Raw genomic sequence first — 18735 nt, forward strand, 5'->3', positions numbered from 1 at the left:
CACCTCCTTTGCCGGGGGACCCCGGCGCCCCGGTCCCCCGCAGCGGCAACACCTAACGCGCTGACCCGGGGGGTGCGACGGAGGGTTGCCCGCCCCACCACCGGAAGGGGTGAATGCACGTAACTTTCCCACCCCGGTCGCGTTCTGTCGCGGTACGCGGCCGAACGGTCACGGAGGGTCAGGCGACGGCCAGCTCCTGGCGGCGTTCCCTGCGCTCGGCCGCGAGGACCGGGTCGAGGGAGGGGACGGCGGCGAGCAGCTGCCGGGTGTACGGATCCTGGGGTGCCCCGTACACCTCCGCGACCGTGCCCTGCTCCACGATCCGGCCCGCCCGCATGACGGCGACCCGGTCGCTGACCTGCCGGACGACGGCGAGGTCGTGGGCGATGAACACGAGCCCGAGGCCGAGTTCCGCCTGGAGCTCGGCGAGCAGGGCGGTGACCTGGGCCTGGGTGGTGACGTCGAGCGCGGAGACGGGTTCGTCGCAGACGATCAGGCGGGGTTCGGCGGCGAGCGCGCGGGCGATGCCGACGCGCTGGCGCTGGCCGCCGCTGAACTCGTGCGGATAGGCCCCGTACCGGTCGGGGTCGAGTCCCACCCGGTCGAGCAGCTCCCGCACCCGGCCCCGGATCCGGGTCTCGTCCCGCTCCCCCGCCACGCGCAGCGGGTCGGCGATCGACTCCCCGACGGAGCGGCGGGGGTTGAGGGAGGAGACCGGGTCCTGGAAGACCATCTGGAGCTCGCGGCGGTACGGGCGCAGCCGCTTGTCGGGCAGCCCGCCGATCTCCTCGCCCCGGTAGCGGAGTTCGCCGCCGGTCGGGTCGAGGAGGCGGACGAGCATCCGGCCGAGGGTGGTCTTGCCGCTGCCGGACTCGCCGACGACGCCGAGGCTCTCGCCGGCGCGGACGGTGAGGGAGACCCCGTCGACGGCGGTCACGGCGGCCTTGCCCCGCCCGAACTCCCGCCGCAGGTCGACCGCTTCGAGCAGCGTCTCCCCCTTCTCCTCGGGGGTGGTCCGGGTCGGCCCGTCGAGCCGGGGCACGGCGGAGAGCAGCGCGCGCGTGTACGGCGCCGAGGGCGCGCCGAGCACCCCGGCGGCGGGGCCCCGCTCGACCTCGCGCCCGTGGCGCATGACGAGCACCTCGTCGACGCTCTCGGCGGCCACGCCCACGTCGTGGGTGACGAGGAGCAGTGCGGTACCGGTCTCGCGCCGCAGTTCGTGCAGCAGGTCGAGGATCTGGGCCTGCACGGTGACGTCGAGTGCGGTGGTGGGTTCGTCGGCGACGATCAGCTGCGGCTCGCAGGCGAGGGCCATGGCGAGGAGTGCGCGCTGCCGCATGCCGCCGCTGAACTCGTGGGGGCGGGATCGGGAGCGGCGGGCGGCGTCGGGGATGCCGACGCGGTCGAGGACCTCGATGGCGCGGGCTCGGGCGGCCTTTCTGGATCCAGGACGATGGATCGTGGATCCAACCTGCTGAATCCCGGATCCAGGCTGATGGGTCCCGGATCCTGACTGCTGGATCGTGGATCCAGACTGTCGGATCGTGGATCCAGACTGTCGGATCGTGGATCCAATCTCCTGGATCTTGGATCCAGGATGATGGATCCGATATACCTCCGCGATCTGGTCCCCCACCGAGTAGTACGGATCCAACGCGGACAGCGGGTCCTGGAAGACCATCGCCGCCACTCCACCGCGCAGCCTGCGCAACTCCGCGGGACCGGCGGTGCCGACGTCGATGCCGCCGACGCGGACGGTGCCGCCGACCTTCGCGCCGGTCCCCCGGTGGAGGCCGAGGAGGGCGCCGGCGACGGTGGACTTGCCGCTGCCGGACTCGCCGACGAGGGCGAGCGCGCGGCCGGCCTCCAGGGTGAAGGAGAGGCCGTCGACGGCGCGTACGGCACCGTCGAACTCGACGGAGAGCCGGTCGACTTCCACGAGCGGGGTGGTGGGGAGCGTCATGTCAGGGCGACCCTTCGGTCGGCGAGGGCGTAGAGGAGGTCGGCGACGACGTTCGCGAGGACCACGGCGACCCCGGTGAGGAGCACGATGCCGACGACGACCGGCAGGTCGACGTGGCGGACGCCGTCGATGAGGGTCTTGCCGAGCCCGGGGATGCCGAAGAGCGACTCGGTCAGCACGGCCCCGCCGAACATGGTGCCGAGGTCGATGGCGCTGAGCGCGATGACCGGCGGGACGGCGCCGCGCAGGGCGTGGCGGGTGACGACGGACCGCTCCCCCGCCCCGTACGCGCGGAAGGTGCGGATGTGGTCCTCGGCGAGCGTCTCCAGCGTCGAACTCCGTGTCAGACGAGCGTATTTGGCCGACTCGAAGAAGCCGAGGGCGAGCCAGGGCAGCAGCATGTTCCAGGCCCACTGCTCGGGGTCCTCGCCGAGCGGCACGTACGTCGGGAAGGGCAGCCACTGGAGGTAGGCGCAGACGGCCATGAGCAGCAGCAGGCCGAGGATGAAGACGGGCGTGCCGGTGCCGGCGAGGGTGAGCACGGTGAGGGTCCGCTCGGTGAGTCCGCCGCGCCGGAGCGCGGAGAGCAGCCCGGTGCCGATGCCGATGACGAGCCAGATCACCATGGCGCCGAGGGCGAGCGAGGCGGTGGCGGGCAGCCGCTCCAGGATGAGCTCGGTGACCTGCTGGTCGTTCTGGTACGAGAGGCCGAGGCAGGGCGCGTCGCAGTGCAGGACGCCGGTGCCGCCGGAGTAGTCGCGGCCGGCGAAGACGCCCTGGAGGAAGTGCAGGTACTGGGCGAACACGCTCTGGTCGAGGCCGAGTCGTTCCCGCACCTGGGCGATCTGCTGCGGGTTGCAGCGTTCGCCGCAGGCGAGCCGGGCGGGGTCGCCGGGCATGACGTAGAACAGCGCGTAGACCAGGACGGAGAGCGCGAGGAGGACGAGTGCGGCGCCCGCGAGCCGCTTGAGGACGTAGCGGGTCATCGGGAGGTCTCCTTGCGTGTGCCCACGCCGAGCCGGCCGGCCTCGCGCGGGTCGAGGGCGGTGCGGACGGCGTCGCCGAGGACGGTGAAGGCGAGCACGGTCGTGAAGAGCAGTCCGGCCGGGAGCAGGACGTACGCCGGGTCGGCCCGGAACCAGGTCTGCGCGGTGGACAGCATCTGCCCCCAGGAGGGGGTGGGCGGGGTGACGCCCACGCCGAGGAAGGAGAGGGAGGCCTCGACCACGATGTTGGTGGGGACGAGGATCGCGGCGTACGTGATGACGGGCGCGGCGAGCGAGGGCAGCAGTTCGCGCCGGGCGGTCCGCCACCGGCCCGAGCCGGCGAGCCGGGAGGCGGCGACGAAGTCGAGGCTCTTGAGGGTGAGGGTCTGGGCGCGCACGATCCGGGAGGTGCCGGCCCAGCCGAGGAGCCCGATGACCAGGATGAGCAGCAGCGGGCGCGGGAAGTCGCGGGGGACGACGGCGGTGAGCGCGATGGCGAGGACGAGGAACGGCAGGGCGAGGAAGACGTCGGTGATCCGGCCGAGGGTGGCGTCGACCCAGCGGTTGCCGAGTCCGGCGGCGAGGCCGACGAGCAGTCCGACGAGGACCTGGACGACGGTGGCGCCGAGGGCGACGAGCAGCGAGATCCGGGCGCCGTAGAGGAGGCGGACGAACAGGTCGCGGCCGGTGCCGGGTTCGACGCCGAGCCAGTGGTCGGCGCTCGCCCCGCCGAAGGAGCCGTACGGGACGCCGCCGCGAGCCGAGTCGACGAGGTCGTCGTGGTACGCGTGCGGATCCTGGCCCGCCAGCGCGGCGAGCAGCGGCGCGGCGAGGGCGAGGAGGACGAGCAGGAGGAGGACGGCGGCGGAGACGAGGGCGGCCGGGCGGGTGCGCAGCCGTCGCCACACCTGCCGGGCGGCGCCCGTGGCGGGAAGTCCCGCCACGGGCGCCGTCGCGTCGGTCAGCGCGGTCACTTGACCGCGACCTGCGAGATGTCGAGGACGCCGGTCCAGTCGCTGATGACGACGTTCTTGATGTCCTTGCCGACGAGCTGCTTGTAGACCGGGTGGAAGAGGGGCACGTCGAGGGCCTGCTCGCCGATCTTCTTGTCGAGGGCGCCCCAGCGGGCGGCGGCGGCCTTGTGGTCGGTCAGCTTGTTGATCTCGTCGATCTCCTTGTTGACCGCCGGGTCGTTCAGCTGCGCGTGGTTGTAGTTGGAGCCGTTGGTGACGATCTGGCGTCCGTCGAAGATCGGCGCGAGGAACGGGCCGCCGGCCGGCCAGTCGGCGCCCCAGCGGGAGAGGAAGAAGCCGGGGGCGTCCTTGACGCTCCAGCGCTTCTCGTTGAAGGAGTTGGGCTGCTGTCCGTCGAGCTTGACGGTGATGCCCGCCTTGCCGAGGGCCTCCTGGACGGCGGTGGCGATCTCGGGGCTCGTCGTGCGGTTCTGGGCGGTGGAGTGCAGCAGGGTGACGGTGAGCCCGTTCGGGTAGCCGGCCTCCTTGAGCAGCTGCTTGGCCTTCTCCGGGTTGCCGGTCTTCCCGGCCGGGAAGTGGTCGTACGGCGTGAAGCCGAAGGCCTTCTGCTCGGGCAGGAAGGTGGTGGCGGGCTCGGCGAGCGCGGAGCCGCCGGCGGCGTTGACGACGCTGGTGCGGTTGACCGCGTACGAGATGGCCTGGCGGACCTTCGGGTTGTCGAAGGGCTTCACCTTCGGGTTGAAGGCGATGTAGTTGGTGAAGCCGAAGTGGCCGGTGCCGACGCGGGCGGCGAGCGCCTTGTCGGAGCCCACCTGGGCGAGCTCGGCGGGGCCGAGGTTGGTGTCGGTGGTGAGGGCGGCGGCGTCGGCGCCGGAGGAGGTGGCGAGGCGCTGGTTGATGACGGCCTCGTCGAGGCCGGACTTGACGTCGATCTTGTCCGGGTAGGCCTTGCGCTCCTCGTCGGTCTTGGGGTCCCAGTGCTCGTTGCGCTCCAGGACGAGGTGCTCGCCGTCGTTCTCGTTCTTCACGACCTTGTACGGGCCGGAGGAGACCGGGTGCTCCTCGTACTTGGCGCCGGTGTCCTTGGCCTTGGGGACGGGGACGAACTGGGTCTGGGTGGCGACGAAGGGGAACTCGCCCTCGGGCTTCTTCAGCTTGAAGACGATGGTCCGGGCGTCCGGGGTGACGATGGACGCGAGCCCCTTCTTGTCCTTGTACGGCCCCTGGTACGTGTCGCCGCCGACGAGCCAGTCGCGCAGGTAGGGGGCGCCGCCGGAGAGTTCGGCCGCGAAGGAGCGCTCGATGCCGTACTTGATGTCGGCGCTGGTGATGGCCGTGCCGTCCTCGTACTTCAGGCCCTCCTTCAGCGTGTACGTCCACTCGGTGGCGTCCTTGTTGGGGCGGCCGGTGTCGGTGGCGAGGTCGGGGACGACCTGGGTGCCGGCGGCGCCCGCCTCGCGGTTGCGGGTGGTGAGCGTGCGGAAGACGAGGGAGGGGACGTTGCCGCCGCCCGAGGTGTAGAGGCGGGCCGGGTCGAAGTCGCTCTGGGCCTCGTTGTTGAGGACGGTCAGCGTGCCGCCCTTCTGCGGGGCGCCCGCGGCCTTGCCGGAGGTACCGCCCTTGGCGCCGGCGTCCTCGGGACCGCAGGCGGCGGCGCCCGAGGCCAGGACGACACTGACGGCGGCCGCTGCCACGCGGCGCGAGATGACGGACGAATGACGCATCGGAAGGAGACCTCTCGGGGTGGAATGCGAACTGCGGGAAAGAGAAAGGGAATTCCGCAGGCACGGGGAAACGGCCCGAAAGGGGGGAACGGCGCCTGCGGGAATGAAAAGACCCGGGCGCGGCGAGAAAAACGGAAAGCCGACGAGCGCTCGGGCTGCGTCAGCTACAGAGAATGTCGGCGACCGTGTGTCCGGTCACGCCGAAGAGCGCCAGCTCAAGGGCGGCGCTATCGGAAACGGCGTGACGGTGCGACATGCCGAGAAATATGGACGAACGCGTGAGCGATGTCAACGCGCATCCGTGCCATCCCGAGACACGCGTCTCGGGATGTGGACATCACCGTTCCGGACGGTCCGTCAACTCGTCGGGTGCACCCAGGGGTTGGGGCGGCACTTGATCCCGTCGATGTCCAGGGACTTCGTCTGCTGCTGCATCACGGGGGCGAGCGCGCCCGGTGTGCGGCAGCTCACGTGGCCGTGCCCGAGGCGGTGTCCGACCTCGTGGTTGATGAGCATCTGGCGATAGGCGTACATCGCCTTCGGGCCGAAGGTCACCGAGCCCTGCGCCCAGCGGAAGGCGTTGATCATCACGCGCTGGGTGGAGGCGGAGTCGCAGGAGACGTTGTCGACGGTCGTGTCGAGACCGGACTTCGCGCACCACGCGCCGGTGGTCCCCGGACTGGCGAGGGTGATCACGAACTCCGGCTCGCCGCTGGAAATGCGCTCGAAGGTCATCTCGTCCTTGCCGGCCCAGCTGCGTTTGTCGTTGAGGGTCTTCTGCACGGCGTCGGCGAAGAGCTTCGGATCGAGACCGAGCCCCTTCTCGACGTCGACCCGGTAGCGGATCAGCTTCCCCTTGCCGGGCGCCTTCTGCAGGCCCGGTACGGTCTCGAACTCCCCGGGGCCCTTCAGCTTCGGGTCGATCGGGAACTGGTGGGTCATCAGCTGCTCGTACGTCGGCGGGGTGGCGGCGGGCGCCGGCTTCGCCGGGACGGCACGGTCGTCCGAGCGGGAGGCGGAGCCGTCCGTGGGCCGCTCGCTCGGCTGCCCGGCGGCGCGGGCGGGCGGGGTCTCGTCCCGGTCGGCGACCTGTCCGGTGACGACGACGGCGAGGACGGTGGCGACGGCTGCGGCCGCGACGCCGGTGAGCGTACGACCCAGGCCGCCCCGGCCCGTCGGCGTCTCCGCCTCGGTGCTGTCCTCCTCGCGCCGCGGCGCGGGGATGAACGGCGCCTCGGGCTCGGCGAGTTCGGTCGCGGCGGCGCGGCGGGGAGCGTGGACCCCGGGGCGCGGCGCGGAGGCCTCGTCGTGCTGCGGGTGCCCGCCCCGCACGGACGCGGCGTAGACGGGCACACCGTGCGCGGGCGTCCCGGACGCGGCGTGCGCGGGCGCCTGACCGACGAACGCGGGGGTGCCGTGAGCGGGCGTGGCGTGCCGACCCTGCGGGGTGCCGTACGGCGCGGGAGCGCCGGGTCGCGGGCCGCCAGGTCGTGAGGTCCCCTGGGCGGGGCCCCCGTACTGGGGAGTCCCGTGCGCCGGGGTCCCCTGCGCGGGACCGCCGGGGCGCGGCGCGCCAGGTCGGGAGGCGCCGGGGCGTGGGGCCCCCTGAGCCGGGCCCCCGTACTGGGGAGTCCCCTGCGCGGGAGTCCCTTGCGCGGGAGCACCGGGGCGCGGCGCGCCCTGTCGCGGGGCCCCCTGCGCCGGAACCCCGTACCGGGGAGCCCCGTACTGAGGAGTCCCGTGCGCCGGGGTCCCGTACATCGGCGTGCCCTGTGCCGGCGTCCCGTACATCGGTGTGCCGTGTGCCGGCGTGCCGTACCCCTGGGTCGTGGCGCCCTGGCCGGCGCCGGGGCCGCCCGGCGTTCGGCGGCGGCGGCCCGTGCCGGGCTGGGGGCCCGTCGGGGGCGTCCCCGCCTGTGGCTGCGGCCCGGTGTCGGGCACCGAGGGCGCGGCCCCCTTGCGACTATGTCGTCCCACGCCCCGGATCAGCTCCCGCCGTGATCGGCGATCAGGTCCCGGACGGCCTGGGCGACCGTCTCGGGGTACTCCATCATCGCCACGTGCCCCGCCTCGGGGAGGCTCAGCAGGCGCGAGCCGCGGAAGGCGGCGGCCGCCCTGCGGGCCATCCGGTACGAGACGAGCCGGTCGCGCCCACCGTAGACCAGCAGCGTCGGGGCGAGGACCCGTTCGGCCTGACGCCACAGTCCGTGCTGCCCGCCGAGGGTGTACGCGTCGACGATGCCGCGCGAGGAGCGGGCCATCGCGTCCCAGAAGTAGGGGAGCTCCAGGCGCCGCTCCATCTCCTCCACGGCGTGCCGGAAGCCCTCCTCGGTGACCTGGCCGGGGTCCCCGTAACAGAGCGAGAGGACGCCCTTGACCCGCTGCTCGGCCGTCCAGTCCTTGGTGAGCTTCGCGAAGAACGAGGCGATGCCGGGCACCGCGAGCAGCGCGGTGGGCCAGGCGGTGCGCTGGGCGCGCAGCTCGGGCAGGGCCGGGGAGATCAGCGTGAGGGTGCGGACCAGGTCGGGCCGGACCGCGGCGACGCGCGTGGCGACGGCGCCGCCCATCGAGTTGCCGAACAGGTGGACCGGTCCGCGTCCGGCGGCGTCCAGGAGCCGGATGACGGCGCGGGCGTGCCCGGTGACCGAGTAGTTGCCGTCGTCGGGCGGCGGCGAGTCGCCGAAGCCGGGCAGGTCGACCGCCTCGCCGTCGACCTGGTCCGCGAGCAGCGGCATGAGGTCGGACCAGTTCTGCGAGGAGCCGCCGAGGCCGTGGACGTACAGGGCGGGCGGCAGTCCGGGCCGGTTCCCCGGCCGGGCGCGCACGGTGAGGGTGAGTCCGGGCAGCGCGACGGAGCGGAGTTCCTCGCCGTCGGCGACCCGTACGGTGCGGATCGGCGACGCGGGTGAGGCGGCGGCGGTCCGGGTTTCCGGCAGCTCGGTCGAGGACATGGCCGCAATATTACGAGACGATCACGCGCCGACGCGTGTGGGTGGGGTCACAGGTGCGTGTGCGGCGGGGCGCGTTCGCTCCTAGGCTCGAAGAGAGGGCCATCGGGAGCACCGCGACCCGCACCCCGGAAGGAACCTCATGACTGTCGATCCCAGCGAGCCGGACACATTCACCGAGGAAGAGGTCGTCGTGCTGGACCAGGAAATCCCGGAGGCGGACGCCGCCGAGCAGCACACCGAACTGCAGCAGCGAGAGGACGAGCAGCCGACGCATCTGGAGCGCGACTCGGCGAACGAGGCGGACTCGTCCGAACAGGCGCGCGTCGTCGCCCTCGACGAGGACGACTACCGGTGAGCACGCGACTCCCGCGGATTTGTTCGGTTTAATCTTGAATCGACTGTCGACCAAGGCGTCCGGTCCGTGAAATTCTGCGTTCGCACCGCGCACAGCCGGGTTACCCAAAAGTACGATGGCGGCGCGGCGCGACAGCGCGCATGGATCGATTTTTGGGAGGCCGCGTGAGCGCCATCGAGCAGACAGAGGCAGCACGCCCTCGGGGCACGCGCCTGCCGCGACGTGCCCGACGGAACCAGCTGCTCGGCGCGGCCCAGGAGGTCTTCGTCGCCCAGGGGTACCACTCCGCCGCCATGGACGACATCGCCGAGCGGGCCGGCGTCAGCAAGCCGGTGCTGTACCAGCACTTCCCCGGGAAGCTGGAGCTCTACCTCGCGCTGCTCGACCAGCACTGCGAGGCTCTCTTGCAGGCCGTGCGCACGGCGCTGGCCTCCACCACGGACAACAAGCTCCGGGTCGCGGCGACGATGGACGCGTACTTCGCGTACGTGGAGGACGAGGGCGGCGCGTTCCGTCTCGTCTTCGAGTCCGACCTGACCAACGAGCCCGCCGTACGCGAGCGCGTGGACCGGGTCAGCCTGCAGTGCGCCGAGGCCATCTCCGACGTCATCGCCGAGGACACCGGCCTGTCGAAGGACGAGTCGATGCTGCTCGCCGTCGGCCTGGGCGGCGTCTCCCAGGTCGTGGCCCGGTACTGGCTGTCGAGCGGGTCCGGCATCCCCCGCGACAAGGCGGTCGGCCTGCTCACCTCGCTCGCCTGGCGCGGCATCGCGGGCTTCCCGCTGCACCCGGTGGACGGCCAGCTGAGCGCCGAGGGCCACTGACCGCTCGCGCGCGCCGCTCCCCCGAGCTCTCGGCTTCGCTCGAGCAGGGGGACCCCTTCGGAGCCCTGTTCGCTCCTGGCGTGCGGCGGCTGACCCGTGCGGGTCCCCTCACCGGGCTAATGTGTGCTGCGTACGGCGCGGGTATTCGCGCAACGCTGACCGTTCGGAGGGACATAGCCGTGGAGGTCAAGATCGGCGTGCAGCACGCACCCCGGGAGATCGTTCTGGAGAGCGGGCAGTCCGCCGAGGAGGTCGAGCGCGCGGTGGCCGACGCGCTGGCCGGCAAGGCGCAGCTGCTCAGCCTCTCGGACGAGAAGGGCCGCAAGGTCCTCATTCCGGCCGAGAAGATCGCGTACGTGGAGCTCGGCGAGCCCGCCGTGCGCCGCGTGGGTTTCGGCGCGCTCTGAGCCCCGGATCTGACGGGAAAGGCCCGGTGGACCGCTTCGGTCCACCGGGCCTTTCGTCTGTCCGTACGTCCGATACTCCCACGTCAGGGCGTACGAAAGGATTGCGTTCCGGACGCCGGGGGTAGGACGCCCATGACCGCAACGCCCGCCCCGCAGCACCCCTCGCGAGGTGATCCGACGTGTTCCTGGAAGTCCTCGGCTCCGCCCTGCTCGGTTTCGCGCTGGCCTGGGCCGCCGTGCTCCGGCTGCCCGACCGCCTCCCCGTCCGGGCGGTCGTGCTCCTGACCGGGACGCTCGGCGGCGTCTTCGGCGCGCTCGTGACGCACGGGGCGCTCGGCCCGGGCCACTTCCTCGCCACCCTGATCGGCGCGGTGGCCGTGGCGGCGGTGCTGCTCTCGCTGCTGATCCGCCCGGCCTCGCGCAGACTGCGCCGATCAGCCGCGGTCTGACCGGCGCGAGCGCCTCGGGCGGCGGGCGCGGCACGTCGGACCGACCCACGCGTGGTGCGCCGAGCCGTGCGGCTCAGGCGCCCGGGGCCGACCGGCCCGGGACACCTCGAACCGCGACCGCGACGGCCTCAGGCCGCGAGGCCCAGGGCCGCCATGCGCTTGGTGTGGGCCTCGGTGATGCGGGAGAACATCCGGCCGACCTCCGCGAGGTCGAAGCCGTCCGCCACGCCGCCGACCAGCATCGTCGAGAGCGCGTCGCGCTCGGCGACCACGCGCTGGGCCTGCGAGAGCGCCTCGCCCATCAGGCGGCGCGCCCAGAGCGCGAGCCGGCCGCCGACGCGCGGGTCGGCGTCGATCGCGGCGCGGACCTTCTCCACCGCGAAGTTGCCGTGGCCGGTGTCGTCGAGCACCGCGAGGACGAGCCCGCGCGTGTCGGAGTCGAGGCGGGCCGCGACCTCGCGGTAGAAGTCACTGGCGATCGAGTCGCCCACGTACGCCTTGACCAGGCCCTCCAGCCAGTCCGACGGCGCGGTCAGGCGGTGGAAGTCGTCGAGGGCCTTCGCGAAGGGCTCCATGGCCGCCGTCGGCTCGGCGTCGACGGCCGCGAGGCGGTCCCGCAGCCGCTCGAAGTGCTGGAACTCGGCCGCGGCCATCTTCGCCAGCTCCGCCTTGTCCGCGAGGGTCGGCGCCAGCTTGGCGTCCTCGGCGAGCCGCTCGAAGGCCGCGAGCTCTCCGTAGGCGAGGGCGCCGAGGAGGTCGATCACGGCGGCGCGGTACTGCGGCTCGGCGGAAGCCTCCGCCCAGTCCTTGGCGGCGATCCCGGTGGGTGTGGCGTTGTCAGGCGTCTCCATGAAGCGCACAATAGCCCGCTCGCGAGGCCCGGGAAGGTCCTGGTCAATCACTGTGACCGTGCCCTCATCACGTTTTCTCCCGACACACATGCGCGAATCCGGGGTACAGTGGTAAGGCGCCTGCTGAGTATGCGGACATGCTTTCGCACGTTCGGACGTACCCGGTGGGCCGACTCATGAATGAGGATGCCCGGTCGGTGGCCCGATCGGCTCCGGCCCGACAGCCCTTCCGGCGGACCCGCGGAAGGGTCACCCTCAGCGGTACGACGCTCGAGCGACGGCAGTGGTCCCGTGCCACCCGGCGGTGATCTCCCCCGATCCCCCGGAAGATCCAGGCACGGTACGACCCCCTTCGTTCGCCTCGCGCCGCGTCTCACAGAAGAGGCAGCACCCTGACTACGACTTTCCGTGAACTCGGAATCCTCCCTGAGACGGCCGAGGCCCTGGAGGCCGTCGGCATCGTCACCCCCTTCCCCATCCAGGAGATGACCCTTCCGGTCGCCCTCACCGGCACCGACGTCATCGGCCAGGCGAAGACCGGCACGGGCAAGACCCTCGGTTTCGGCCTCCCCATCCTGGAGCGCGTCACCGTCCCGACGGACGTCGAGGCCGGCCGGGCCAAGCCCGAGCAGCTGACCGACGCCCCGCAGGCGCTCGTCGTCGTCCCCACCCGCGAGCTGTGTCAGCAGGTCACCAACGACCTGCTGACCGCCGGCAAGGTGCGCAACGTCCGCGTGCTCGCCATCTACGGCGGCCGGGCGTACGAGCCGCAGGTCGAGGCGCTGCAGAAGGGCGTCGACGTCGTCGTCGGCACCCCCGGCCGTCTGCTCGACCTGGCCGGCCAGCGCAAGCTCGACCTCTCGCACGTGAAGGTCCTCGTCCTCGACGAGGCCGACGAGATGCTCGACCTGGGCTTCCTGCCCGACGTCGAGAAGATCATGAACATGCTTCCGGCCAAGCGCCAGACCATGCTGTTCTCGGCGACCATGCCGGGCGCGGTCATCGGCCTGGCCCGCCGCTACATGTCGCAGCCGACGCACATCCGGGCCACGTCGCCCGACGGCGAGGGCGCGACCGTCGCGAACATCAAGCAGCACGTGTACCGCGCGCACAACATGGACAAGCCGGAGATGGTCTCCCGCATCCTGCAGGCCAACGGCCGCGGGCTCGCGATGATCTTCTGCCGTACGAAGCGCACGGCGGCCGACATCGCCGAGCAGCTGGAGCGGCGCGGCTTCGCCTCCGGCGCCGTCCACGGCGACCTGGGCCAGGGCGCCCGCGAGCAGGCGCTGCGCGCCTTCCGCAACGGCAAGGTCGACGTGCTGGTCTGCACCGACGTCGCCGCGCGCGGCATCGACGTCGAGGGCGTCACGCACGTCATCAACTACCAGTCCCCCGAGGACGAGAAGACGTTCCTGCACCGCGTGGGCCGCACCGGCCGCGCGGGCGCCAAGGGCACGGCCGTGACGCTGGTCGACTGGGACGACATCCCGCGCTGGCAGCTCATCAACAAGGCCCTGGAGCTGGACTTCCACGAGCCGGTCGAGACGTACTCCTCGTCCCCGCACCTCTACGAGGACCTGGACATCCCGGCGGGCACCAAGGGCATCCTGCCCCGCTCCGAGCGGACCCGCGCGGGTCTGGGCGCGGAGGAGCTGGAGGACCTGGGCGAGCCCGGCGGCCGCCGTGGCCGCGGCCCGAAGGCCGCCGAGAAGGCCGAGGAGCGCCCGGCCCCTACGCGGACCCCGCGCCAGCGTCGCCGCACCCGCAGCGGCAGCGACCTGGGTGACGCCCCGGTGTCGGCGGCCCCGGCCGTCGAGACCCCGTCGGACGAGACCCCTGCGGAGCCGGGCCCGCGCACCCCGCGCCGCCGCCGTCGCACCCGCGTGACGGCGCAGGTCATCGAGGCGCAGGCCGCCGAGGCCGCGGCCAAGGCGCCGGTCGTCGAGGCCCCGGCCGCCGAGCCGGTCGTCGAGACCCCGGCCAAGGAGCCGGTCGTCGAGGCCCCCGTCGCCGAGACGCGGACCGCCGAGGCCCCGGCCAAGGCGTCCGTCTTCACGGCCCCCGTCGCCGAGGCCCCCGCCGTCGCGGCCCCGGTCGTCGAGCAGCCGAAGGCGGAGGAGCCGAAGGCCCCCCGTCGCCGGAGCCGTGCCGCCCGCCCGGCGACCGCCGAGCCGGTCGCCGCCCCGGTCGCCGCTCGGGTCGAGCGGACCCCCGTGGCCTCGGCCCCGGCCCCGCGCCGCCGCGCCCGGGTGGTGCGCCAGGCCGAGGAGACCGTGACGTTCCAGACGCCCGAGTCCGCCGCGGTCGCGCTGATGGCCGAGCGGTCCGTCGAGGCGCCGGTCGTCGAGGCCGCCCCGGTGGTCGTCGAGGAGCCGAAGGCGGCTCCGCGCCGCCGTACGGCCAAGAAGGCCGTCGCGGAGCCGGTCGTCGAGGCGCCCGTCGCCGCGGCTCCGGTCGTCGAGGCCGTCGCCGCCCCGGTGGCCGAGCCCGTCGTCGAGACCCCGGTCGCCGAGGTCCCCGCGCCGCGTCGTCGCCGCACCGCCCGCCGTCCCGCCGGGTCCCCGGTGACCGCCGAGGCGCCGGTGGCCGAGGCCCCGGCCGCCGAGCCGGTCGTCGAGACCCCGGTCGCGGAGGAGCCGGCGCCGCGCCGCCGCCGTGCGGCCCGCCGTCCCGCCGGGTCCCCGGCGACGGCCGAGTCCACCGGCGAGGTCATCGTCATCGCCGCCCCGGTCACCGCGCCGGTCGCCGAGCCCGTCGTGGAGGAGGCCCCGAAGAAGGCCGCCCCGCGTCGCCGCACGACGAAGAAGGCCGCGGCGGCCGAGCCGGTCGCCGAGACCGTCGAGGCGCCGGCGACCGAGGAGGCCCCGAAGAAGGCCGCTCCCCGCCGCCGCACGGCCAAGAAGGCGGTCGCGGCCGAGGCTCCCGAGGCGTCCGCGCCGAAGACCGAGCCGAAGGCTCCGGCCCGCCGCCGTACGACCAAGAAGGCCGCTGCGGCCGAGGTCGAGGCGCCGGCGACCGAGGAGGCCCCGAAGAAGGCGGCTCCCCGCCGCCGTACGACGAAGAAGGCTGCGGCTCAGCCCGAGAGCTGACCCGCGCCTCCACCACCGAGCGGCCCGGCCCCCATCAGGGGCCGGGCCGCTCGGCCGTGCGGCCCCCGTGCGGGGCCGCACCCCGTGCCGGAGACCGGCGCGCCGCGTGGGCTCCCGCGCCGTTACAGTCCAGATATGAGCAAGCCCCGTTCCCTCGTCCTCCCTCCCCGCACCCGTGCCCACCGCCTGGAGACCGCGCGCGGGCCGTTCGCCGTGCTCGACACCGCGGCGGCGGGTGCGCGGCGGGGCACGGTGCTGCTGCTGCCCGGGTACACCGGCAGCAAGGAGGACTTCCTCGGGCTGCTCGGGCCGCTGAGCGAGGCCGGGTACCGGGCCGTGGCCGTGGACGGGCGCGGGCAGAACGAGTCGCCGGGACCCCGGGGCCGCGCCGCCTACCGCCGCAGGGCGCTCGCGCTCGACGCGGTGGCGCAGGCGGCGGCGCTCGGGGACGGGCCCGTGCATCTGCTCGGGCATTCGTTCGGGGGCCTGGTGGCGCGCGCGGCGGCCGCCCTCGCGCCGGGCGCGTTCCGCTCGCTGACGCTGCTGTCCTCGGGCCCGGGCAGGGTGGCCAGGCCGCAGCGGATCCGGGTTCGGGTGCTGCGGGCCTCGCTCGCGGTGCTGCCGAAGGAGCGGGTGTGGCAGGCGATGTGCTGGCTGGACAGCCGGGGCGAGGAGCCGGACACGGACGACGCGCCGGAGCTCGCGGGCTTCCTGCGGCGCCGCTGGATGCGTACCCGGATCGCCCAACTCGCGGGCGCGGGGCGGCTCCTGCTGGACCGTCAGGACGGCACGGAGGGCCTCGCCGCGCTCCGTGTACCGCTGCACTTCGCGTACGGGGCGGACGAGATGGTGTGGGCGCCCGCGGACCTCCGCGCGGCGGCCGCCCGTACCGGCGCGCACCACACGGTCGTGGCGGGCGCGGGCCATTCCCCGAACGTGTCGCACCCCCAGGAGCTGGCGGACCGCCTGACCGGCTTCTGGGAGGAGACGAGCAGCCCGGCCAGGGCGGTCAGTACTGCGCTTTGAGGTGCTGCCAGAAGCCGTCGCGCAGGGCGCGCCGGAGCGAGGCGTGGCCGCGCAGGGAGCGGCTGAGGAGGCGCTCGGCCTCGACGAGCAGGTCCTGGTCGACGGGTCCGGGCAGGTAGGGCGCGCCGGGCAGGAGTTCGGCGAGCCGGTCCCGGCCGCGCTCGGCGAGCCAGGTCGCGGCGATCTGGGCGCCGACGAAGCGCACCTCCTCGCGGGAGGGCGGCGGCTCCCCCTCGTTCTCGTACGTGGTGACGGGGCGGCGCGTGACGTACGGGCGGCAGAAGTCCAGCTCGAAGGTGCGCTGGCTGTCGACCTCCCAGAGCAGCGCCTCGGCCTGGTTGCGTCCTTCGGCGGCCTCGATGCCCCAGAGGTGGACGCGGGCCCCGTAGCCCTGGGCGGCCTCGACGGCGGAGACGAGGTCCTCGTCGCCGCCGACGAGGGCGGCGTCGCTGATGGCGCGGTGGCGGGCGAGGGACTCCAGGTCGGTGCGGATGAGGGAGTCGACGCCCTTCTGCTGGTTGTTGGCGTTGAGGTTGCCGAGGCGGACCTTGACGTCGGGGAGCTCGGCGATGGCCTGCTGCTCGGGGGTGTGGATGCGGCGGCGGGCTCCGTCGTACCAGTAGACGCGGAGGAGTCTGCTGTCCGCGAAGATCGTGCGGGCCTTGTCGATGAAGGCCTCGATCAGGCCCTCGGCGTCGAGGTCGAAGGAGCGCCGGTCCTCGGTGCCCGTCACCAGCAATCCGGCCGCAGCATGGACGTAACCCGCGTCGACGAAGATGGCGTGGGTCGAGGGGGTCTTGGCCACCTCGGCCAGCATCCGCTGCAGGAGCTCATTGGTGCGCTCCAGGCGGGCGTCCAGCGCGTGCAGGCGGGCGTCGGTGTCGGTCGCGGTCGGCTGGGTGGTGTCTGCGTCGTTCATACGGGGCTCATTGTCCGCCGCTCCGGGCCCGGCCGCCACACTCCCCTACCCGCCGGTAGTTAGCCATCCGAAAATTTTCCTTAGCGTAAGGAATGTTTGCAGGATGCATGACGTTGGACCCCTGTGTAACGCAGTTCTCCGCCCAGGAGGATCAACTCAGACGAAGGGAGAAGCCCGTGCGCTTCGAAATCCTGCGACTCGACGACATCGACGGCACGCCTGTCGACTCGACCGTCGTGGACGCCGCCTCCGTCAATCGGATCGTGCAGCAGGCCGCCGCGATCGGCCAGCGCATCTGGATCCGCCCCGCCGAGACCTCGGCCTCGTAACAGGCCGGGTTCCACACCACGCACCGCGCCCCCGCACGGACTTCGCAGCAGCGGAATCCGTACGGGGGCGCAGTGGGTTCTGAAGGGGTTCAGGCGTTCTGGATCACCTGGGTGACGCCGTTGATGATCTGCTGCACCGCGATGGCGGAGAGCATCATGCCGGCGAGGCGGGTCACCAGGACGACGCCGCCGTCCTTGATGACGCGGATGATCAGCAGCGAGTACCGCATGGTCAGCCAGAGCACGACGTGCATGGCGGCGATGGCGGTCCACACGGAGACCTGCGAGGCGACGCCGTCGGCGTTCTGCACGGCGAGGATGACCGAGACGATCGCGCCGGGCCCGGCGAGCAGGGGCATGCCGAGCGGGACGAGGGCGACGTTGACGTCCTTGGTCTGCTTGGGCTCGTCGTTCTTGCCGGTGAGCAGGTCGAGCGCGATGAGCAGCAGCAGGAGGCCGCCCGCGATCATCAGCGCGGGGACGGAGACGTGCAGGTAGTCCAGGATCTGCTGGCCCAGGAGGCCGAAGACGGTGATGACGCCGAAGGCGACGCAGACGGCCTGCCAGGCCATCCGTCGCTGCACCTTGGCCGGGCGGCCGGAGGTGAGGGCGAGGAAGATCGGGGTGATCCCGGGGGGATCCATGATGACGAAGAGGGTGAGGAACAGCGAGCCGAAGACGGCGACGTCGAACACGGTGGGGTTGCCTTGCGGGAGCTGGAACGGTGGGGTGTGGCCCTACGGGGCGGAATCCGGGATTCCGGCGTCAGGGCATGAGGAGCGCGACCCCGCGCACGACGCGGAGCCGTACGGGGGCGAGCCAGAAGAGGAAGGGCCTGGGGGCGGAGCCGGGTCGGCGACGCACGCGACGTCGGCGGACCTGACGCGCCCGGACACGGACCGACCGGGGAGCGGGCTCCCCTGGCCGGCGGTCAGGGCGGCGGGCCGGCCCCTGAGTCCCGGGGCGGGGCCGCACGTCCCAGGACGCCGGAGTGGCCTCAGGCGACGGGTCCGCCGGCGCCCGGGACCGGGAAGGCGCCCGAGGCGCGGCGGGTGATCTCGCCGTAGATCTCGGGGTCGGTGGTGTACTCGCCGAGGCGGCAGGTCTTGCGGCTGCCGTGGTAGTCGCTGGAGCCCGTCGTCAGCAGGCCGAGCTCCTTCGCGAGTCCGCGCAGCCGGGCCCGCGTCGCCTCGTCGTGGTCCATGTGGTCGACCTCGATGCCGTCGAGTCCGGCCTCGGCGAGCCGGGCGATCGAGGCCTCCGGCAGCACCTGGCCGCGCTTGACGGCGAGCGGGTGCGCGAAGACGGTGACCCCGCCGGCCGCCTTGACGAGGCGGATCGCGTCGACCGGGTCCAGCTCGTGCTTCTCGACGTACGCCCGGCCGCCGTCGGCGAGCCACTCGGGCGTGAACGCGCCGGACACGTCCGGGACGACCCCGAGCTCGACGAGCGCCTCGGCGACGTGCGGGCGGCCCACGGAGCCGTCGCCGGCGATCCGGGCGACCTGCTCCCAGGTGACGGGGACGCCGAGCTCCTGGAGCTTGCCGACCATGCCGCGGGCGCGCGGCACCCGGTCGTCGCGGACGAGCTCGCGCTCGGCGAGGAGCGCGGGCTCCTCGGGGTCGAAGAGGTACGCGAGCATGTGCAGCCCGATGCCGTCCATCCGGCAGGACAGCTCGGCGCCGGTGACGAGGGTCAGCCCCTCCGGCAGGGCCGCGAGCGCCTCGGCGTGACCGCGGGTGGTGTCGTGGTCCGTGAGCGCGACGACGTCGAGACCGGCCGCGGCGGCGTTCCGGACGAGGTCGGCCGGGGAGTCCGTGCCGTCGGAGGCCGTGGAGTGGGTGTGCAGATCGATGCGCACGACGCGGTACTCCAGGGGCTCGGC

The 18735-nt window shown here is 73.1% G+C and carries 18 protein-coding genes; 7 read left to right on the forward strand and 11 right to left on the reverse strand.

The window, feature by feature from the left end; genetic code table 11:
• Positions 1 to 178: 178 nt before the first annotated feature.
• From GGE06_RS20320 to GGE06_RS20345, 7 genes are all read right to left on the reverse strand, one after another.
• Positions 179 to 1963, reverse strand: coding sequence for a dipeptide ABC transporter ATP-binding protein (locus tag GGE06_RS20320; protein ID WP_184931409.1), 1785 nt, complete (start codon positions 1961 to 1963; stop codon positions 179 to 181).
• Entirely contained in the window at positions 1960 to 2949 is a 990-nt protein-coding gene (locus tag GGE06_RS20325) for an ABC transporter permease (RefSeq protein WP_184931410.1), read from the reverse strand. The genes GGE06_RS20320 and GGE06_RS20325 overlap by 4 nt, the downstream gene beginning before the upstream one ends.
• Positions 2946 to 3923: an ABC transporter permease gene (locus GGE06_RS20330; RefSeq protein ID WP_181924516.1), complete on the reverse strand. Its 978-nt coding sequence runs from the start codon at positions 3921 to 3923 to the stop codon at positions 2946 to 2948. The genes GGE06_RS20325 and GGE06_RS20330 overlap by 4 nt, the downstream gene beginning before the upstream one ends.
• A complete protein-coding gene (locus GGE06_RS20335) occupies positions 3920 to 5647 on the reverse strand; it encodes an ABC transporter substrate-binding protein (RefSeq protein ID WP_184931411.1) in 1728 nt (575 codons plus the stop codon). The genes GGE06_RS20330 and GGE06_RS20335 overlap by 4 nt, the downstream gene beginning before the upstream one ends.
• Positions 5648 to 5807: 160 nt before the next feature.
• Entirely contained in the window at positions 5808 to 5903 is a 96-nt protein-coding gene (locus tag GGE06_RS43765) for an Ms4533A family Cys-rich leader peptide (protein WP_312883206.1), read from the reverse strand.
• 101 nt (positions 5904 to 6004) lie between these two features.
• Positions 6005 to 7408 carry a DUF3152 domain-containing protein gene (locus tag GGE06_RS44080; RefSeq protein WP_184931434.1) on the reverse strand — a complete coding sequence of 468 codons (1404 nt, stop codon included), beginning with the start codon at positions 7406 to 7408 and terminating at the stop codon, positions 6005 to 6007.
• 224 nt (positions 7409 to 7632) lie between these two features.
• Positions 7633 to 8598: an alpha/beta fold hydrolase gene (locus GGE06_RS20345; protein WP_116158985.1), complete on the reverse strand. Its 966-nt coding sequence runs from the start codon at positions 8596 to 8598 to the stop codon at positions 7633 to 7635.
• Between the two features lie 139 nt (positions 8599 to 8737).
• Between GGE06_RS20345 and GGE06_RS20350 the strand changes: the two genes are divergently transcribed.
• The 4 genes from GGE06_RS20350 to GGE06_RS20365 all read left to right on the forward strand — a co-directional run bounded on the left by GGE06_RS20350 (position 8738) and on the right by GGE06_RS20365 (position 10633).
• Positions 8738 to 8953: an Rv3202a family protein gene (locus GGE06_RS20350; protein ID WP_116158986.1), complete on the forward strand. Its 216-nt coding sequence runs from the start codon at positions 8738 to 8740 to the stop codon at positions 8951 to 8953.
• A gap of 164 nt (positions 8954 to 9117) precedes the next feature.
• Positions 9118 to 9777, forward strand: coding sequence for a TetR/AcrR family transcriptional regulator (locus GGE06_RS20355; RefSeq protein WP_093874200.1), 660 nt, complete (start codon positions 9118 to 9120; stop codon positions 9775 to 9777).
• Between the two features lie 179 nt (positions 9778 to 9956).
• Complete coding sequence (locus tag GGE06_RS20360; RefSeq protein WP_015036001.1) at positions 9957 to 10184, forward strand: DUF3107 domain-containing protein; 228 nt, start codon at positions 9957 to 9959, stop codon at positions 10182 to 10184.
• Positions 10185 to 10363: 179 nt separating this feature from the next.
• Positions 10364 to 10633, forward strand: coding sequence for a hypothetical protein (locus GGE06_RS20365; protein ID WP_116158987.1), 270 nt, complete (start codon positions 10364 to 10366; stop codon positions 10631 to 10633).
• Positions 10634 to 10761: 128 nt separating this feature from the next.
• Here the strand turns inward: GGE06_RS20365 and GGE06_RS20370 are convergent, their stop codons facing one another.
• Positions 10762 to 11484 carry a ferritin-like fold-containing protein gene (locus GGE06_RS20370; RefSeq protein ID WP_116165329.1) on the reverse strand — a complete coding sequence of 241 codons (723 nt, stop codon included), beginning with the start codon at positions 11482 to 11484 and terminating at the stop codon, positions 10762 to 10764.
• Positions 11485 to 11969: 485 nt separating this feature from the next.
• Here GGE06_RS20370 and GGE06_RS20375 point away from each other — a divergent pair, with 485 nt between their 5' ends.
• Together GGE06_RS20375 and GGE06_RS20380 are read left to right on the forward strand one after the other, a co-directional pair.
• Positions 11970 to 14576 carry a DEAD/DEAH box helicase gene (locus GGE06_RS20375; protein ID WP_184931412.1) on the forward strand — a complete coding sequence of 869 codons (2607 nt, stop codon included), beginning with the start codon at positions 11970 to 11972 and terminating at the stop codon, positions 14574 to 14576.
• Between the two features lie 135 nt (positions 14577 to 14711).
• Complete coding sequence (locus tag GGE06_RS20380; RefSeq protein WP_184931413.1) at positions 14712 to 15602, forward strand: alpha/beta fold hydrolase; 891 nt, start codon at positions 14712 to 14714, stop codon at positions 15600 to 15602.
• Here GGE06_RS20380 and GGE06_RS20385 read toward each other — a convergent pair.
• Positions 15586 to 16521 (reverse strand): NYN domain-containing protein, encoded by a 936-nt coding sequence (locus GGE06_RS20385; protein WP_116158990.1) that lies wholly within the window; start codon positions 16519 to 16521, stop codon positions 15586 to 15588. The genes GGE06_RS20380 and GGE06_RS20385 overlap by 17 nt on opposite strands.
• Positions 16522 to 16697: 176 nt before the next feature.
• Here GGE06_RS20385 and GGE06_RS20390 point away from each other — a divergent pair, with 176 nt between their 5' ends.
• Positions 16698 to 16850, forward strand: a complete 153-nt coding sequence (locus GGE06_RS20390; RefSeq protein ID WP_099054331.1) for a DUF8834 family protein — start codon at positions 16698 to 16700, stop codon at positions 16848 to 16850.
• Positions 16851 to 16939: 89 nt separating this feature from the next.
• On the opposite strand, the gene GGE06_RS20395 is transcribed toward GGE06_RS20390, so the two are convergent.
• The gene (locus GGE06_RS20395; protein WP_116158991.1) at positions 16940 to 17545 is read right to left on the reverse strand and encodes a MarC family protein; all 606 of its coding nucleotides are present in this window, start codon (positions 17543 to 17545) and stop codon (positions 16940 to 16942) included.
• A gap of 302 nt (positions 17546 to 17847) precedes the next feature.
• Positions 17848 to 18711, reverse strand: a complete 864-nt coding sequence (locus tag GGE06_RS20400) for a PHP domain-containing protein (RefSeq protein WP_116158992.1) — start codon at positions 18709 to 18711, stop codon at positions 17848 to 17850.
• Positions 18712 to 18735: the final 24 nt, after the last annotated feature.

Origin of the sequence: Streptomyces nymphaeiformis (assembly GCF_014203895.1) — a bacterium.
Lineage (GTDB): Bacteria > Actinomycetota > Actinomycetes > Streptomycetales > Streptomycetaceae > Streptomyces > Streptomyces nymphaeiformis.

Coding starts and splice junctions, on each gene's coding strand:
- GGE06_RS20320 (WP_184931409.1), bottom strand. CDS start 1,963: ATGACGCTCCCCACCACCCCGCTCGTGGAAGTCGACCGGCTCTCCGTC.
- GGE06_RS20325 (WP_184931410.1), bottom strand. CDS start 2,949: ATGACCCGCTACGTCCTCAAGCGGCTCGCGGGCGCCGCACTCGTCCTC.
- GGE06_RS20335 (WP_184931411.1), bottom strand. CDS start 5,647: ATGCGTCATTCGTCCGTCATCTCGCGCCGCGTGGCAGCGGCCGCCGTC.
- GGE06_RS43765 (WP_312883206.1), bottom strand. CDS start 5,903: ATGTCGCACCGTCACGCCGTTTCCGATAGCGCCGCCCTTGAGCTGGCG.
- GGE06_RS44080 (WP_184931434.1), bottom strand. CDS start 7,408: ATGTACGGGACCCCGGCGCACGGGACTCCTCAGTACGGGGCTCCCCGG.
- GGE06_RS20345 (WP_116158985.1), bottom strand. CDS start 8,598: ATGTCCTCGACCGAGCTGCCGGAAACCCGGACCGCCGCCGCCTCACCC.
- GGE06_RS20350 (WP_116158986.1), top strand. CDS start 8,738: ATGACTGTCGATCCCAGCGAGCCGGACACATTCACCGAGGAAGAGGTC.
- GGE06_RS20370 (WP_116165329.1), bottom strand. CDS start 11,484: ATGGAGACGCCTGACAACGCCACACCCACCGGGATCGCCGCCAAGGAC.
- GGE06_RS20375 (WP_184931412.1), top strand. CDS start 11,970: ATGACCCTTCCGGTCGCCCTCACCGGCACCGACGTCATCGGCCAGGCG.
- GGE06_RS20380 (WP_184931413.1), top strand. CDS start 14,712: ATGAGCAAGCCCCGTTCCCTCGTCCTCCCTCCCCGCACCCGTGCCCAC.
- GGE06_RS20385 (WP_116158990.1), bottom strand. CDS start 16,521: ATGAACGACGCAGACACCACCCAGCCGACCGCGACCGACACCGACGCC.